Here is a 15,621-nt window from a genome sequence, read left to right on the forward strand (position 1 = left end):
TCATGGCCAATATTGAGATCTACACCAAAGCGACGTGCCCGTTCTGCCACCGTGCGAAAGCGCTGCTGAACAGCAAAGGCGTCACGTTCAAGGAACTGCCGATCGACGGTGACGCGGTTAAACGTGAAGAGATGATCCAACGTAGTGGTCGTACGACGGTTCCGCAGATTTTTATTGATGCGCAGCACATTGGCGGCTGTGATGACTTGTATGCGCTCGACGCCCGTGGTGGACTCGATCCGCTGCTGAGCTAAGAGACTTTAGGACAATTAAAAAGGGTTTTTCCATGTCAGAACAAAGCAATAATGAAATGATTTTCCAGATCCAGCGCATCTACACGAAAGATGTCTCTTTTGAAGCGCCAAATGCGCCGCACGTTTTCCAGAAAGACTGGCAGCCAGAGGTTAAACTTGATCTGGATACCGCATCTACCCAACTGGCAGATGACGTGTATGAAGTTGTACTGCGTGTGACCGTGACCGCCTCTCTGGGCGAAGAAACCGCGTTCCTGTGTGAAGTACAGCAGGGCGGCATCTTCTCCATCGGCGGCATCGAAGGCAACCAGATGGCGCATTGCCTGGGTGCATACTGCCCGAACATCCTGTTCCCGTATGCGCGCGAATGCATCACCAGCCTGGTTTCTCGCGGTACATTCCCGCAACTGAACCTTGCGCCAGTTAACTTTGATGCGCTGTTCATGAACTATCTGCAGCAGCAAGCTGGCGAAGGTGCTGAACAACATCAGGATGCCTGATGAGCACTGTTAATGCTTCAATGACTGTGATCGGTGCCGGCTCATACGGCACCGCTCTTGCCATCACGCTGGCAAGAAATGGTCACGACGTGGTCCTGTGGGGCCACGATCCAAAACATATCGCCACGCTGCAGCACGACCGTTGCAATGTGGCGTTTCTCCCGGACGTTCCGTTCCCTGACTCCCTGCACCTGGAAAGCGATCTTGCGACCGCGCTGGCGGCCAGCCGCAACATTCTGATTGTCGTCCCGAGCCATGTGTTTGGCGAAGTGCTGCGTCAGATTAAGCCGCTGATGCGCCCGGATGCCCGTATTGTCTGGGCAACCAAAGGTCTTGAAGCGGAAACCGGACGCCTGCTGCAGGACGTTGCCCGCGAAGCGCTGGGTGATGCGATCCCGCTGGCGGTCATCTCCGGTCCGACCTTTGCCAAAGAGCTGGCTGCTGGCCTGCCGACAGCGATCTCGCTGGCATCGACTGACCAGGCTTTCGCCGACGATCTCCAGCATCTGCTGCACTGTGGCAAGAGTTTCCGCGTCTACAGCAACCCTGATTTTATCGGTGTCCAGCTGGGCGGTGCGGTGAAGAACGTGATTGCTATCGGTGCCGGGATGTCTGACGGTATTGGCTTTGGCGCCAACGCCCGTACGGCGTTGATTACCCGCGGCTTAACCGAGATGTCCCGTCTTGGCGAGGCGCTGGGCGCCGATCCGGCCACCTTTATGGGGATGGCGGGTCTGGGCGATCTGGTGCTGACCTGTACCGACAACCAGTCTCGTAACCGCCGCTTTGGCATGATGCTCGGACAGGGCAGCGATGTAAAAAGCGCGCAGCAGAAGATTGGACAGGTGGTGGAAGGCTACCGCAATACCAAAGAAGTCCGCGAATTGGCGCACCGGTTTGGTGTCGAAATGCCAATAACCGAGGAAATTTATCAGGTATTGTATTGCGGAAAAAATGCGCGCGAGGCAGCATTGACCTTATTAGGTCGTGCGCGCAAGGACGAGCGCAGCAGTAAGTAGTCGGAACCATTGTCACCTGAATGACCCAGCCAGCGCAGAACTGGCTGGTCATTAACTTATCGTCTGGAGTAAGCAATGCCGTGTGAAGAACTGGATATCGTCTGGAACAATATTAAAGCCGAAGCCCGGGCGCTGGCCGACTGTGAGCCTATGCTGGCCAGTTTTTACCACGCTACGCTACTCAAACACGAAAACCTTGGCAGTGCTCTCAGCTACATGCTCGCCAACAAGCTGGCCTCCTCGATTATGCCTGCTATCGCCATCCGCGAAGTGGTGGAGGAGGCATACGCCGCTGACCCGGAAATGATCGCCTCTGCCGCCTGTGATATTCAGGCCGTGCGTACGCGTGACCCGGCGGTAGATAAATACTCTACGCCGCTGCTATACCTGAAAGGCTTCCACGCCCTGCAGGCCTATCGCATCGGCCACTGGCTATGGAATGAAGGCCGCCGCGCGCTGGCAATCTTCCTGCAAAATCAGGTCTCCGTGACCTTCCAGGTCGATATTCACCCGGCAGCGAAAATTGGCCGTGGGATTATGCTCGACCACGCCACCGGCATTGTTGTGGGTGAGACGGCGGTGATTGAAGACGACGTTTCGATCCTGCAGTCGGTTACCCTTGGCGGTACCGGTAAAACCAGCGGCGATCGCCATCCGAAAATTCGTGAAGGGGTGATGATTGGCGCGGGTGCCAAAATCCTCGGCAATATCGAAGTCGGACGCGGCGCGAAGATTGGTGCAGGGTCGGTTGTGCTCCAGCCGGTTCCGCCGCACACCACCGCGGCTGGCGTACCGGCGCGTATCGTCGGCAAACCAGACAGCGATAAGCCGTCCATGGATATGGATCAGCATTTCAACGGTATCCACCATACGTTTGAGTATGGTGACGGCATTTAACTTCTGAGAATGGCGCCCGGGTACCCCAGCTGGCGCCATGCTTCATACACCACCACCGACACCGCGTTCGACAGGTTCATGCTGCGGCTGTCCGGCATCATCGGAATTCGGATTTTCTGCTCAGCGGGCAGGGCATCCAGAATCGTGGCTGGCAGGCCGCGGGTTTCCGGGCCAAACATCAGATAGTCACCGTCCTGATAGCTCACGGCGCTGTGCGCTGGCGTGCCTTTGGTGGTCAGGGCGAACATGCGCTGCGGCTTTTCGCTTTCCAGAAACGCGGCGTAATCATGATGGCGCACGACGGCAGTAAATTCATGGTAATCCAGCCCCGCGCGACGCAGACGCTTGTCGTCCCACGTAAAGCCCATCGGCTCAATGATGTGCAGACGAAAGCCGGTGTTGGCACACAGGCGGATGATATTGCCGGTATTCGGCGGAATTTCTGGTTCGAATAAAACGATGTTAAGCATGCTGCCCCCTTAATTGCGGGGGCAGAATAGCAGAAAAGTGAGGAATTACGCGACGCCAGGTTCCTGCGCACGGCAACGCAGCATTTTGTAGCACGTTGCCGCTGCGGCGACCAGGGCAGGCACGCTGAGGATCATCAAAATACTGTCCGCCTGCCACTGCAGGGAAAGCAGCTGAGCGCTGGTCATGGTTCCCGCCACGCCGCCAAAGCGGCCGATCCCCTGCATCCAGGCAATACCCGTTGCGCGGCACTCTGTTGGGTAAAAAGTCGCTGCCAGGGGTTGCATGCCCGATTGCGCCCCGTTCATCGCGATCCCCATCAGGAAAATCAACCCGCCAAACAGGGCGATATGATTATGCTCAATGCCCAGTAACAGAATGAGACCCATTGTCAGCACAAAGCCACCCGCGACCACTTTGTGTGCCTCCCAGCGATCCATCATCCAGCCCGCGAGCAGAATGCCTGCGGTACCGCCGAAGGTGAACAGCGAGGTGAGCCAGGCGGATTCCGCCAGCGCATAGCCCATCCCCTGCATCAGGGTCGGCATCCAGCTCAGCAGGACGTAGTAAATCACCAGCCCCATAAAGTAAGTGACCCACAGCATCAGTGTGCAGGGCAGCCAGGGCATGGAGAAGAGCTGAGCCACGCTCCCTTTCTTAGAAGCGACTTTTTTCTCGGCCAGGAAAAAGCCGGTAACGCTCTCCAGGGTGCTGCGGCTGAACCGGCTGGCGATACGGCGGATCTGCATGACCTCCTTCCCGCGCTGCACCAGAAACTTCACCGACTCCGGCAAAAACAGCGCCAGCAGCAGCGTCAAAATCAGCGGCGCAATTGCACCCGTCAGCAGCACGCTTCGCCAGCCATGGTGGGGAATAAGCCACGAAGAGATCGCACCACCCCCTGCGGCACCCAGAGGGAAGCCGCAGTACATGGTATTAATCGCCATGGCGCGGCAGCGCTGGGGGGCAAACTCGGAAATCAGCGTGATGGCGTTTGGCATTGCGGCACCGAGGCCAAGGCCCGTCAGAAACCGCCACAGCGTCAGCGTATTCAGCGTTTGCGCCCAGGCCGTGCCCAGGCTTGCAAGACCGAAGAACAGGCAGGAGAAGACCAGCACGCGCTTGCGCCCCATCTTGTCCGATACCGGGCCTGCAATGAGGGCACCCAGCGACAAGCCCAGCAGGGCAGCGCTCAGCACCGGCCCCAGATCCTGTTTATGTATCCCCCATTCTGCCGACAGCGTAGGGGCGATGTAACCCATTGCCGCGGTATCAAATCCATCGATCGCCAGAACCAGAAAGCCCAGTACGATAAGAAGCCAGTGAAACCCTGAAAAGGGACTCTCATCGATCACCTGCTGAATATCCACCTTGCCTGAATACGTCATATGCTCCTCTCCGATGTGATGTTGTTTTTGTGTTCTTGTATTTGCTTGTCTATACAATTGCGGAGGGGGTAAATATGTCAAATTTTCTTATCCAATTTGTTATCTAAGTGTTATTTTCGGCAAAAAAAAGCGCCCGAAGGGGGAACCGGGCGCGTGAACAGCGGTGTTAACAGGAGGGGTATTCAGGCAGCGTTTCCCTGCGCAAGGGGAGCCAGCGCCGCCGGTAATCGACTTAACTCCTGCACCAGAGAGTCTTTGCTGATTTCGCTAATGGTTTTCGCACCGGTCAGCGTCATCGCGACTTTCATCTCTTTTTCGATCAGGTCAAGCAGGTTCGCCACGCCAGCCTGACCTGCCGTCGCCAGCGCGTACAGATACGCACGGCCCAGCAGCACGCTGTCGGCGCCGAGCGCGATCATGCGTACCACATCCAGCCCGTTGCGAATGCCGCTGTCGGCCAGAATCGCGATATCGCCTTTCACCGCATCGGCAATGGCGGGCAGCGCGCGTGCTGAGGAGAGCACACCGTCGAGCTGACGCCCGCCGTGGTTTGAGACCACAATGCCGTCTGCGCCAAAACGTACCGCGTCGCGGGCATCTTCCGGGTCGAGGATCCCTTTGATCACCATCGGGCCGTCCCAGAATTCGCGGATCCACTCCAGGTCTTTCCAGGAGATGGACGGATCGAAGTTGTTCGCCAGCCAGCCGATGTAATCTTCCAGCCCGGTCGGTTTACCGAGGTAAGCCGAGATATTGCCCAGATCGTGCGGACGTCCGTTCAGACCCACATCCCACGCCCACTGCGGGTGCGTCACCGCCTGCCAGTAGCGGCGCAGAGCGGCATTCGGGCCGCTCATGCCGGAGTGGGCGTCGCGGTAGCGCGCGCCCGGCGTTGGCATATCGACGGTAAAGACCAGCGTGGAACAGCCCGCCGCTTTGGCGCGCTCCAGCGCGTTGCGCATAAAACCGCGATCGCGCAGGACGTACAGCTGGAACCACATCGGACGCTTGATGGTCGGCGCGACCTCTTCAATCGGGCAGACGGAGACGGTAGAGAGGGTAAACGGAATACCCCTGGCATCCGCGGCCGCCGCCGCCTGCACTTCGCCACGACGGGCGTACATACCGCACAGACCGACGGGGGCGAGGGCGACCGGCATGGAGAGCGTTTCGTTGAACAGCGTCGTCTCAAGGCTCAGGTCAGACATATTCTTCAGCACGCGCTGACGCAGGGCCACCTCTGACAAGTCTTCCACATTGCGGCGCAGGGTGTATTCGGCATACGCCCCGCCGTCGATGTAGTGGAACAGGAACGGGGGCAAAATGCGCTGCGCCGCGGCGCGATAGTCACTGGCTGCTGAAATGATCATGCTTTGTTCTCCCTGGAAATATCACTGTCGCCAGGCAGACGGGTAATACGCGCCTGTCGGGCCTGGTCTTCATCGAATCGTTTGATGGTGGTGTGAACGAAGCCGAGATGCGCCATCATCGCCTTGCGTGCGGCCTCGGCATCACCGGCCAGAATGGCGTTAAGCACCGCCTCGTGTTGTTCAGTCAGCTGGGCAAACACCGGCGGAACCAGGTACATGCGCTGGCGGCTTTGTTTGACGGAGGATTGCAACAGGTCGAAGAACCCGCGCATGGTCTGGAGCAGAACCACATTGTGCGACGCTTCGGCAATGGCCAGGTGAAAACGCACGTCAGCCTGGGAGGCGATATCCGGGTCGCTGCTTTGCGTGGCCTCAAAGCAGGCTTTGAGCTTCTCTTTGTCGGCCTCGGTTGCCCGCATGGCCGCATGCCAGGCGGTGCTGGTCTCGATGGCGTGACGCGCTTCGAGGATGTCAAAGCTGTAGTCCGGGTCATTTTCCATCAGCGTCTTCAGCGGCTGAACGATGTTTTGCTCGGACCAGTCGTCATGCTGCCAGCGCACAAAGGTGCCGCCGCCGCGACGGCTCACCAGTACCCCTTCGCTGACCAGCGTGGCCAGCGCTTCACGCAGGGAATTACGCGATACACCAAGCTGGGTGGCGAGCTGGCGTTCAGCGGGCAACTTCATGCCCGCTTCCAGCTGTTGTTCTTCAATCAGCGCCCGTACGCGAGAGGCTATCTCGTCGGACAGGCGTCTGGGCATCACTATCATGGGATCATCCAGGTTAAGACATAAGCCTGCAGGGTGGTGATCACCCCGACCATGCAGGTGAATATCAGGCTGTGTTTTACGGTAAAGCGGAACAGATCCGACTCTTTACCGACCAGTCCCACCGCCGCACAGGCAATGGCGATGGATTGCGGGGAGATCATTTTCCCGGTCACGCCGCCGGTGGTGTTCGCAGCGACCAGCAGAACATCCGACACGCCAATCTGCTGGGCTGCCGTAGCCTGCAGTGCAGCAAACAGGGCGTTCGACGAGGTATCTGACCCGGTCAGGAACACACCCAGCCAGCCGAGGAACGGTGAGAAGAAGGTGAAGGCGTGGCTGGTATGGGCCAGCGCCAGTGCCAGCGTCGATGACAGGCCGGAGTAGTTCGAGATAAACGCGAACGCCAGCACCATGCCGATGGAGTAAATCGGCAGCATCAGCTCTTTAATCGTCGCTGCGAAGGTCTGCACCGCGGCGGCAGGCTTCATGCGCAGCCACACCACGGAAAGGATCGCGGCAAACAGGATGGCGGTCCCGGTGGCGGAGAACCAGTCGAACTTATAGACCGCGGCATACGGTGTGGCGGCATGCACGACTGGCGGCATGCGGGCGACCATTTTGTCGAGGAACGGCACGGAGATGTTAATCACCATGTCGTACAGCGCGCCGCCCGGGGCGAACAGGGCTTTAAACGGCGGGATGCTCCACAGCGTTACCGTTGCGGTCAGGAACAGGAACGGTGACCAGGCGCGGATCACCTGCCCTGCGGTATAGCCCGTGCGTGCCAGGGTTTGATCGACCTGCGAGGCACCCATGTCGGCGAAGCGGAAAATACGTACCGGCTGCCAGCGTTTCAGGAACAGGGTCAGGCAGACCAGCGAGACCAGCGACGAGATAATGTCCGGCAGCTCCGGACCGAGGAAGTTTGAGCTCAGGTATTGCGCGATGGCGAACGAACCGCCCGCCACCATTACAGCAGGCCACGTCTCTTTCACGCCGCGCCAGCCGTCCATAATCGCCATGATCCAGAACAGCACGATGATGGTCAGGAACGGCAGCTGGCGACCCACCATCTGGCCGATCTCAAAGCTATCCAGCCCGGTCACCTGCCCGGCGACCAGAATCGGAATCCCCATTGCGCCAAACGCCACCGGGGCGGTATTCACAATCAGGCACAGGCCCGCGGCATAAAGCGGGTTAAAGCCGAGGCCCACCAGCAGGGCGGCCGTAATGGCGACCGGTGCGCCAAATCCGGCGGCACCTTCCAAAAACGCCCCGAAGGAGAAGCCGACAATCAGCATCTGCAGGCGCTGGTCCGGCGTGATGGAGAGAATCGACGAGCGAATGATGTCGAACTGCCCGGTTTTCACCGAAATTTTATAGACAAAGACAGCGGCGATGATGATCCACGCAATTGGCCACAGACCGTAGAAGAAACCGTAGACAACGGAGGCCAGCGCGCGATCGACCGGCATTTTGTAGAAGAACAGAGCCACCAGCAGAGCGATGGCAACGGTGTACGTCGCGGCAAGGTAGCCCTTCAGCTTGAGCTTAATCAGCGCAAAGAAGAAGAACAGGATTGGAAGCGATGCGATCAGGCTCGACAGCCAGATATTTCCGGCCGGGTCGTAGTTTTGTTGCCAGAGGCTCATGCAGGTCTCCTGGGGACCAGATAACCTGCGCGGCGGGTGAGTCTCCGCTCATCTCTGCATCACAGGTTATGTAAAAGTGGTCCTGCCAATGTTGTGTTGTAGGGTTAATGACAATGAATGGTTAATCAGATGTTATGGGGTGGCAATGGTTTTGTGAGCGGAAATAATGGAATTGTGAACCAAGGGAGGATTGATTGCGCAATTGGTTGGACCAATTCATGCGAAGGGGAAAAGAGTAGGCCGGGTAAGCGCAGCGCCACCCGGCATGAAATCAGAATGCGGTCTTACAAAAGCCCGTCATCTCTTTCAGGCCCATTTCACGGCCAAGCTCGGTCATCGGGTGCACGACCACCAGGCCACGGACGCTTTTCTTCAGCTTGCCCATGTCAGCCTGTTCTTTTTTAGTGATTGCGCGGCGGTGTGGCATGTTCATCAGCTTCTGCGCTTCGTTGCTCAGCTTCTGGCCTTTTACTTCGCGCAGGCGCTCGATCTCTGCCTCCAGCTTCGCGGTCTCTTTCTCCAGCTCGGCGTACTTCTCGGCGGAATCGACCAGTGACAGACCCGCCATCTGGTGACGGATCAGATCCAGGCGGTCGCTCAGGCGTTTAATTTCGTTCTTTTCGACTTCTTTCATGACAAATAACTCTGAAAACGGGGAATTTACAGGGAAGGATACACCAATGTGAGCAGGCTTACTTCTGAAACGCTTTTTTTAAGCTGATCCGGGAAATCAGCTCAGTCAGGGAAAGGACCATCGTGGAGCGGACAACCTGCTGATAACGCAGCTTTTGCATCGCGTATAGCTCAGGGTCGCTGCTGTCGAAATGAGGGGCAGGGGGCAGCGCGGCCACGCAGTGCAGCTCGCCGAAGGGCCCCAGGATCTCATCATCGGTAAAGGCGTATTCGTTACCGTCATGATTGAGCTCCTCACGTAGCGCCATTAACAGCTCTGCATCTTCGTACTCTTGCCGATTCAGCACGCCAAGACCGTAAATCAGCTTCAGACGCACCGATAAATCGCCCAGCGGTCCATCGCCGTCCAGTAACGGTTCTACAGCATATTTTACCGCGTAGTCGTCTTTGCGAAACACCTGAAGCACCAGGATATTTACCGCCTCGGTTAACAGCTCGACGGCGGCAATCAGGAAGCTTCGTACGGTTTTGCCAGCATTCAGACGCTCAAGCACACGATTTTCAAAGGCCTGGGTTTGTTCCATTATTGCCTGCATATCTGACAATCTGTTATCTGGGCGCAGGCTAACCTGCGCCACACTGTGCATCATTTGGTTGCGTTGTATGCGTTAACCGCCTCCACAACCACGTCGCTATTGGCGTCCAGACCGGAAATCTGCGCCAGCGCAGCCTGCGCGCCTTTGTCATCAATCAGCTGAGCCAGCTCGATCGCCTGCGGGTCCTGATCGCTGCGGTAGTGCATTGCAGCGGCAATCCCTTTCACCAGGTTGGCATGCGGCAGACCGTATTCCAGCGTGCCGAGCAGCGGCTTAATCAGACGATCGCCTGCACTCAGCTTACGCAGCGGCTGACGTCCCACGCGCTCAACATCATCTTTCAGATACGGGTTTTCAAAGCGGCCGAGGATTTTCTGGATGTAGGCTGCGTGTTTATCAGCATCAAAACCGTAGCGTTTGATCAGCACCGCGCCGCTCTCTTCCATGGCCCCTTTTACCACCGCGCGGATTTTCTCATCGAGGATCGCATCGCGAATGGTCTGATGACCGGCCAATTTTCCGAGGTACGCGGTTATAGCATGCCCGGTGTTCAGCGTGAAGAGTTTGCGTTCGACAAATGCCATCAGGTTATCGGTTAATTCCATTCCCGGAATGGTCGGCAGCGCACCTTTAAACTGCGTTTTATCGACGATCCACTCTCTGAAGGTTTCCACGGTCACTTCCAGCGGGTCGTGAGTGGCGGATGCTGACGGCGGAACGATGCGGTCCACGGCGGAATCCACAAACCCAACGTGCGCGTCGACCCAGGCTTTATCCTCGTCAGCCACGGCCGCCATGACGTGGCCTTTCAACTGTGTGGTGCCGCGTACCATGTTTTCACAGGCGATGATGTTCAGCGGGGTGTCGATGCCCTGCGCTTTACGTTTTGCCAGGCCTTTAGCCACCGCCGGGGCGATACGCTCCAGAACCACCGGGCCTACCGCCGTGGTGATAAGGTCAACGCTGGCAATCAGGTCGATTACGTCGTCACCAATGCTGCTGACCGCGTTCACGCCTGAAACGGTATCGACCTGCTCGTTTTCGCCCACCACATGGACCTGATAGCTATGACGGGCATTCAGGGCATCCAGGACCACCTGATTCACATCGGCGAACGTCAGCGTAATGCCCGCGTCTGCCAGCAGTTTGCCGATAAAACCACGACCGATGTTACCTGCGCCAAAATGTAATGCTTTCATAGTGTTAACCTTCATCAATGTTTTTACCCGAGAGGGCTGGGGTGAGGAGCTTTCTCCCCCTCACCCTAGCCCTCTCCCCGTGGGGAGAGGGAAGAGGCGCTGTTATTTGTTCAGCAGTGCCAGAACTTCTTCAACGCTGGTGGTGTTGGCCAGACGCTCGATAACGGACTCATCGTCCAGGGCGTTGGTCAGGCTGGTGATCACCTGGATATGCTCGTTGTTGCGAGCGGCGATACCAATCACCAGACGGGCGATGTCATCTTCTTCTTCACCGAAGCGTACGCCATCAGGATACTGACAGAACACCACGCCGGTTTTCAGCACGCGGTCTTTCGCCTCAACCGTACCGTGTGGAACCGCGATGGATTCACCGAGATAGGTTGGGGTCAGTTTTTCGCGTTCCAGCATCGCATCGACATATTCAGGCTGAACGTAGCCGCCTTTTACCAGCTGTTCACCGGCAAAGCGAATCGCGTCTTCTTTGGTAGCCGCGGTACGGCCGAGGAAGATGTTCTCCGCACCCAGTTTAAACAGGTGGGCATTACTCTCGTCAAAGCTATCCTGCAGGCTGGTGCGCACTTTCACTTCGTTATCTTCATGACGCTGCGCGGCAACCAGACGTTCGGTCAGGCTGGTGTACAGGCCGCTGTCGAGGAAGTTAGTCAGCGAAATGTGCTGTGCTTGCGGTACCTGACGCATGGCGCGTTCGGTCAGATCGCGGTGGGTGATCACCAGGTCAACGTCCGGCGGCAGACTGTTAATTGCGCTGTTGGTCACGGAGATGTTGGTCAGGCCCGCATCCTGTACTTTCTTACGCAGCACGCCGGCACCCATTGCGCTGGAGCCCATACCAGCATCACAAGCAACGATGATTTTACGCACGTGGCTCAGGTCGTTAGAGACATCGCCAGCCGCCAGCGGGGTCGCGCCTTTGGATTCCGCTTTCATGTCGTGCATACGGCGGGTTGCCGCTTCGATATCGTCATCTTCTTTCACTTTGCTGGTTTTCAGCAGGATAGAAGAAACCACGAAGGAGACCGCCATGGCCGCACAGATAGCCGCGATGTTAGCGAAGTAGGCACCTTTCGGGGTCATCGCCAGCACGGCCAGGATAGAGCCCGGAGAAGCAGGAGAGACCAGACCGCCGCCCAGCACGCTCAGGGTGAACACGCCGGTCATACCGCCGAGGATAACGGCCAGGATCAGGCGTGGGTTCATCAGCACGTACGGGAAGTAAATTTCGTGGATACCGCCCAGGAAGTGGATGATAGCCGCACCGCCAGCAGACTGCTTAGCGCTGCCGCGACCAAAGAACATGTATGCCAGCAGAACGCCCATACCCGGACCTGGGTTCGCTTCAATCAGGAAGAAGATGGACTTGCCGAGATCGTGAGACTGCTGAATACCCAGCGGCGAGAAGATACCGTGGTTGATGGCGTTATTAAGGAACAGAATTTTCGCCGGTTCAACGAAGATAGACGCCAGCGGCAGCATGTCGTGCGCCACCATAAAGTTAACGCCTGCCGCCAGAATTTTGGACAGCACTTCAACCGCAGGGCCAATGCCGAGGAACGCCAGAATCGCGAGGATCATCCCGATGATGCCCGCAGAGAAGTTGTTCACCAGCATTTCGAAGCCGGATTTGATCTTACCATCTACCCAGACGTCAAATTTCTTAATCGCCCAGCCGCCCAGAGGACCGGCAATCATGGCACCGAGGAACATCGGCATATCCGCACCGACGATAACACCCATTGTGGTGATGGCACCCACAACGCCACCACGGTCACCGCCTACCAGACGACCACCGGTGAAACCGATCAGCAGCGGCAGGAGGTAAGTAATCATAGGGCCAACAAGTTTCGCCAGCGTTTCGTTAGGCAACCACCCTGTCGGAATGAACAATGCGGTGATAATACCCCACGCGATAAACGCGCCGATATTTGGCATCACCATGTTGCTGAGGAAACGACCAAAGCTTTGAACTTTGATCTTGAAATCGGATGACATAAAACACCCCTTCTTATGTTTACGCTTAGGCTTGCGGCCCGAGGTTTATCGTTAATGTGCGGCGGCAGAGGTAGCCGGGCCCTGTTCTGATGCTGTGAAATCTGGCACTGAATCGTTCAACTGTCCAGACAGTGAAAATTTGTGTGACATATGTCACGTAAATGTAGGGGGTGTGGCATTTAATGACGTGATCCGAATCACAAAATTAGTGGGTAAAAAAAATACGATGGCGAAAAACAAAGCAAAAACCACGTGTTTTTGTGATTGTGATCGCATTTTTGTTTTGTGGGTTTGTTTCTGGATTGTGACTGATTTCACAAAATATTTTTATGCAGATTTCTCTGGCTGTGATCGGCGGCAAACTCTGCTTTGCGAATTGGCGTCAGGATAGTCTTGAGTGACACGTAAAGCTAAAAAACCACTTTTCATGTGTGGTATGGCGAAAAGTTAAAAGGTGGATTACGCTCATAATGTAAGGTTAAGTATATTATTATTCAGGTTATATTTTGACACGTTTATAAACTTGCATGGAGATATTATAAAAACCGATACTCCCCGGCTCTGAAATAACCAGTGTGCCTTTTAAATTTAAAAATAAATTAATTAGGCTGCGTGCTGTTTTATTCGTTTAATGAGTTGACGTTGTTTAAGTGAGGAAAATATGTTTCTCAACTATTTTGCGTTGGGCGTATTGATTTTTGTATTTCTGGTGCTTTTTTACGGGATTATCGCTATTCATGATATCCCTTATAATATGGCTAAAAAACGTAATCATCCCCATGCCGATGCGATTCATACGGCAGGCTGGATTAGCCTGTTCACCCTCCATGCCATCTGGCCGTTTCTGTGGATTTGGGCCACGCTCTACCGTGAAGATCGCGGTTGGGGCATGCAGAACCACATTACAAAGCCAGATGAGGTTCCGGGCATGGATGCGCTGTCCAAACGCGTGGACGAATTAGAACAAAAGCTGGCGGCGGTACAGCCCACTGCTGATCAGAACACGCTGGAGCGCTAATCATGGATCTGTTGATTATTTTGACCTATGTGGCATTTGCCTGGGCGATCTTTAAAATATTCCGCATTCCGGTAAATCAGTGGACGCTCGCCACCGCAACGTTGGGTGGGGTATTTATTGTTGCCGGACTGATTCTGTTAATGAACTATAACCATCCGTATACCTTTACGGCGCAAAAAGCGGTTATTTCCATTCCGATTACACCGCAGGTGACGGGCGTGGTCACCGAAGTGACTGATAAAAACAACCAGCTCATTAAAAAAGGCGAAGTATTATTTAAACTTGATCCGGGCCGCTACCAGGCGCGGGTCGACAGACTCAAGGCCGATCTGGTCACCGCAACCCATAATATCGATAGCCTGAAAGCGCAGCTTGCAGAAGCCGTCGCTAATACCACGCGCGTCTCGGCAGAGCGTGACCGCCTGTATAAAGATTATCAGCGTTACCTGAAAGGCAGCCGGGCGAAGGTGAACCCGTTTTCTGAAAGCGATATCGACAACGCGCGGCAGAACTATCTGGCGCAGGATGCACTGGTGAAAGGTTCTGTGGCTGAACAGACGCAGATTCAAAGTCAGTTAGACAGCATGGTGAACGGTGAACAGTCGCAGATTGCCTCATTACGCGCCCAGCTTGCCGAAGCGAAATACAATCTCGATCAGACCGTGGTGCGCGCGCCGAGCAACGGCTATATCACCCAGGTGCTGATCCGTCCGGGGACCTATGCCGCCGCGTTACCTCTGCGTCCGGTCATGGTCTTTATTCCTGAACAGAAACGTCAGATTGTGGCGCAGTTCCGCCAGAACTCGCTGCTGCGTCTTAAGCCGGGTGATGAAGCAGAAGTGGTGTTTAATGCGCTGCCGGGCCAGGTATTTACCGGGAAACTCACCAGCGTCCTGCCGGTGGTGCCGGGAGGGTCGTACCAGGCGCAGGGGGCGTTGCAGGCATTGACCGTCACACCGGGCACGGATGGCGTACAGGCGCTGATTGAACTGGAGCCTAACGCCGACGTCGATGCGCTACCAGACGGTATCTATGCCCAGGTGGCGGTCTATTCAGACCATTTCGCCCACGTCTCGGTGATGCGTAAAGTGTTGCTGCGCATGACCAGCTGGATGCACTACCTCTACCTCGATCATTAATCCCGCCAGGGCAGGAATGCGACATCCATACCTGCCCTTTTTTCATCCCGTGATCCATACTGACCTTTTTCCGGCATCAAGGATCAGGCAATGAAACTCATCGGTAGCTACACCAGTCCCTTCGTGCGAAAAATCTCGATTCTCCTGCTGGAGAAAGGGATGACATTCGAATTCGTCAATGAACAGCCCTACAACGCTGAAAACGGCGTCGCGCAGTACAACCCGCTGGGAAAAGTTCCGGCGCTGGTGACGGACGAGGGTGAATACTGGTTCGACTCCCCGATTATTGCGGAGTATATCGAGCTGCTGGGCGTGGCCCCGGCCATGCTGCCGGCTGACCCAAAAGCGGCGCTGGCGGTGAAGCAGATTGAAGCCCTGGCCGATGGCATTATGGATGCGGCGCTGACTTCCGTGCGTGAGCAGGCAAGGCCCGCCGCACAGCAGTCAGAAAACGAACTGCTGCGCCAGCGGGAAAAAATCAACCGCAGTCTGGATATGTGCGAACAGCTCATCCGGGAGGGAAAAATTCACACCGACAGCCTGAACCTGGCCACCATCGCCATTGCCTGCGCCATCGGGTATCTCAATTTCCGCCGCGTGTCCCCCGGCTGGTGCGTTGACCGACCGTTGCTGGTGAAGCTGGCTGAAACGCTCTTTAGCCGCGAGAGCTTTGCCCGTACCGAACCGCCAAAGGCTTGACGCGGGTTA

General features: G+C 56.2%; 16 protein-coding genes. 7 read left to right on the forward strand and 9 right to left on the reverse strand.

All coding sequences use genetic code 11. The features are described from left to right. Positions 1–2: 2 nt before the first annotated feature. The 4 genes from grxC (at position 3) to cysE (ending at position 2,670) form a co-directional block, all read left to right on the forward strand. Complete coding sequence (gene grxC, locus ACOTXR_RS17690) at positions 3–254, forward strand: glutaredoxin 3 (RefSeq protein WP_014882008.1); 252 nt, start codon at positions 3–5, stop codon at positions 252–254. Positions 255–286: 32 nt separating this feature from the next. Continuing rightward, entirely contained in the window at positions 287–754 is a 468-nt protein-coding gene (secB, locus tag ACOTXR_RS17695; RefSeq protein ID WP_008502716.1) for a protein-export chaperone SecB, read from the forward strand. After that, positions 754–1,773 (forward strand): NAD(P)H-dependent glycerol-3-phosphate dehydrogenase, encoded by a 1,020-nt coding sequence (gene gpsA, locus ACOTXR_RS17700; protein WP_047343731.1) that lies wholly within the window; start codon positions 754–756, stop codon positions 1,771–1,773. Before secB ends, gpsA begins: the two co-directional genes overlap by 1 nt. Positions 1,774–1,848: 75 nt before the next feature. Beyond that, complete coding sequence (gene cysE / locus ACOTXR_RS17705; protein WP_008502718.1) at positions 1,849–2,670, forward strand: serine O-acetyltransferase; 822 nt, start codon at positions 1,849–1,851, stop codon at positions 2,668–2,670. Here cysE and trmL read toward each other — a convergent pair. The 9 genes from trmL to ACOTXR_RS17750 all read right to left on the reverse strand — a co-directional run bounded on the left by trmL (position 2,667) and on the right by ACOTXR_RS17750 (position 12,756). Further along, entirely contained in the window at positions 2,667–3,140 is a 474-nt protein-coding gene (trmL, locus tag ACOTXR_RS17710; RefSeq protein ID WP_014882010.1) for a tRNA (uridine(34)/cytosine(34)/5-carboxymethylaminomethyluridine(34)-2'-O)-methyltransferase TrmL, read from the reverse strand. The genes cysE and trmL overlap by 4 nt on opposite strands. 45 nt (positions 3,141–3,185) lie before the next feature. Continuing rightward, positions 3,186–4,526: an MFS transporter gene (locus ACOTXR_RS17715; protein ID WP_421767063.1), complete on the reverse strand. Its 1,341-nt coding sequence runs from the start codon at positions 4,524–4,526 to the stop codon at positions 3,186–3,188. A gap of 182 nt (positions 4,527–4,708) precedes the next feature. After that, on the reverse strand, positions 4,709–5,896 hold the full coding sequence (lldD, locus tag ACOTXR_RS17720; RefSeq protein ID WP_023331735.1) for a quinone-dependent L-lactate dehydrogenase: 1,188 nt from the start codon (positions 5,894–5,896) through the stop codon (positions 4,709–4,711). Next, complete coding sequence (lldR, locus tag ACOTXR_RS17725; protein ID WP_058690594.1) at positions 5,893–6,666, reverse strand: transcriptional regulator LldR; 774 nt, start codon at positions 6,664–6,666, stop codon at positions 5,893–5,895. Before lldR ends, lldD begins: the two co-directional genes overlap by 4 nt. Beyond that, the gene (lldP, locus tag ACOTXR_RS17730; RefSeq protein ID WP_014882014.1) at positions 6,663–8,318 is read right to left on the reverse strand and encodes an L-lactate permease; all 1,656 of its coding nucleotides are present in this window, start codon (positions 8,316–8,318) and stop codon (positions 6,663–6,665) included. Before lldP ends, lldR begins: the two co-directional genes overlap by 4 nt. 271 nt (positions 8,319–8,589) lie before the next feature. Next, a complete protein-coding gene (locus ACOTXR_RS17735) occupies positions 8,590–8,952 on the reverse strand; it encodes a YibL family ribosome-associated protein (protein ID WP_014882015.1) in 363 nt (120 codons plus the stop codon). Positions 8,953–9,010: 58 nt separating this feature from the next. Beyond that, complete coding sequence (gene mtlR / locus ACOTXR_RS17740; protein WP_023331737.1) at positions 9,011–9,601, reverse strand: mannitol operon repressor MtlR; 591 nt, start codon at positions 9,599–9,601, stop codon at positions 9,011–9,013. Further along, on the reverse strand, positions 9,598–10,746 hold the full coding sequence (gene mtlD, locus ACOTXR_RS17745; RefSeq protein ID WP_200923758.1) for a mannitol-1-phosphate 5-dehydrogenase: 1,149 nt from the start codon (positions 10,744–10,746) through the stop codon (positions 9,598–9,600). Before mtlD ends, mtlR begins: the two co-directional genes overlap by 4 nt. 102 nt (positions 10,747–10,848) lie before the next feature. After that, a complete protein-coding gene (locus tag ACOTXR_RS17750; RefSeq protein WP_058690595.1) occupies positions 10,849–12,756 on the reverse strand; it encodes a PTS mannitol transporter subunit IICBA in 1,908 nt (635 codons plus the stop codon). A 661-nt stretch (positions 12,757–13,417) separates the two neighbouring features. Between ACOTXR_RS17750 and ACOTXR_RS17755 the strand changes: the two genes are divergently transcribed. From ACOTXR_RS17755 to ACOTXR_RS17765, 3 genes are all read left to right on the forward strand, one after another. Further along, positions 13,418–13,774 (forward strand): DUF3302 domain-containing protein, encoded by a 357-nt coding sequence (locus ACOTXR_RS17755; protein WP_200923759.1) that lies wholly within the window; start codon positions 13,418–13,420, stop codon positions 13,772–13,774. Positions 13,775–13,776: 2 nt separating this feature from the next. Beyond that, positions 13,777–14,913 (forward strand): HlyD family secretion protein, encoded by a 1,137-nt coding sequence (locus tag ACOTXR_RS17760; RefSeq protein WP_014882020.1) that lies wholly within the window; start codon positions 13,777–13,779, stop codon positions 14,911–14,913. 90 nt (positions 14,914–15,003) lie between these two features. After that, entirely contained in the window at positions 15,004–15,612 is a 609-nt protein-coding gene (locus ACOTXR_RS17765; protein WP_014882021.1) for a glutathione S-transferase, read from the forward strand. Positions 15,613–15,621 lie beyond the last annotated feature (9 nt).

The sequence above is a fragment of the Enterobacter cloacae complex sp. IR53030 genome, from assembly GCF_049238365.1.
Taxonomy (GTDB): domain Bacteria; phylum Pseudomonadota; class Gammaproteobacteria; order Enterobacterales; family Enterobacteriaceae; genus Enterobacter; species Enterobacter kobei.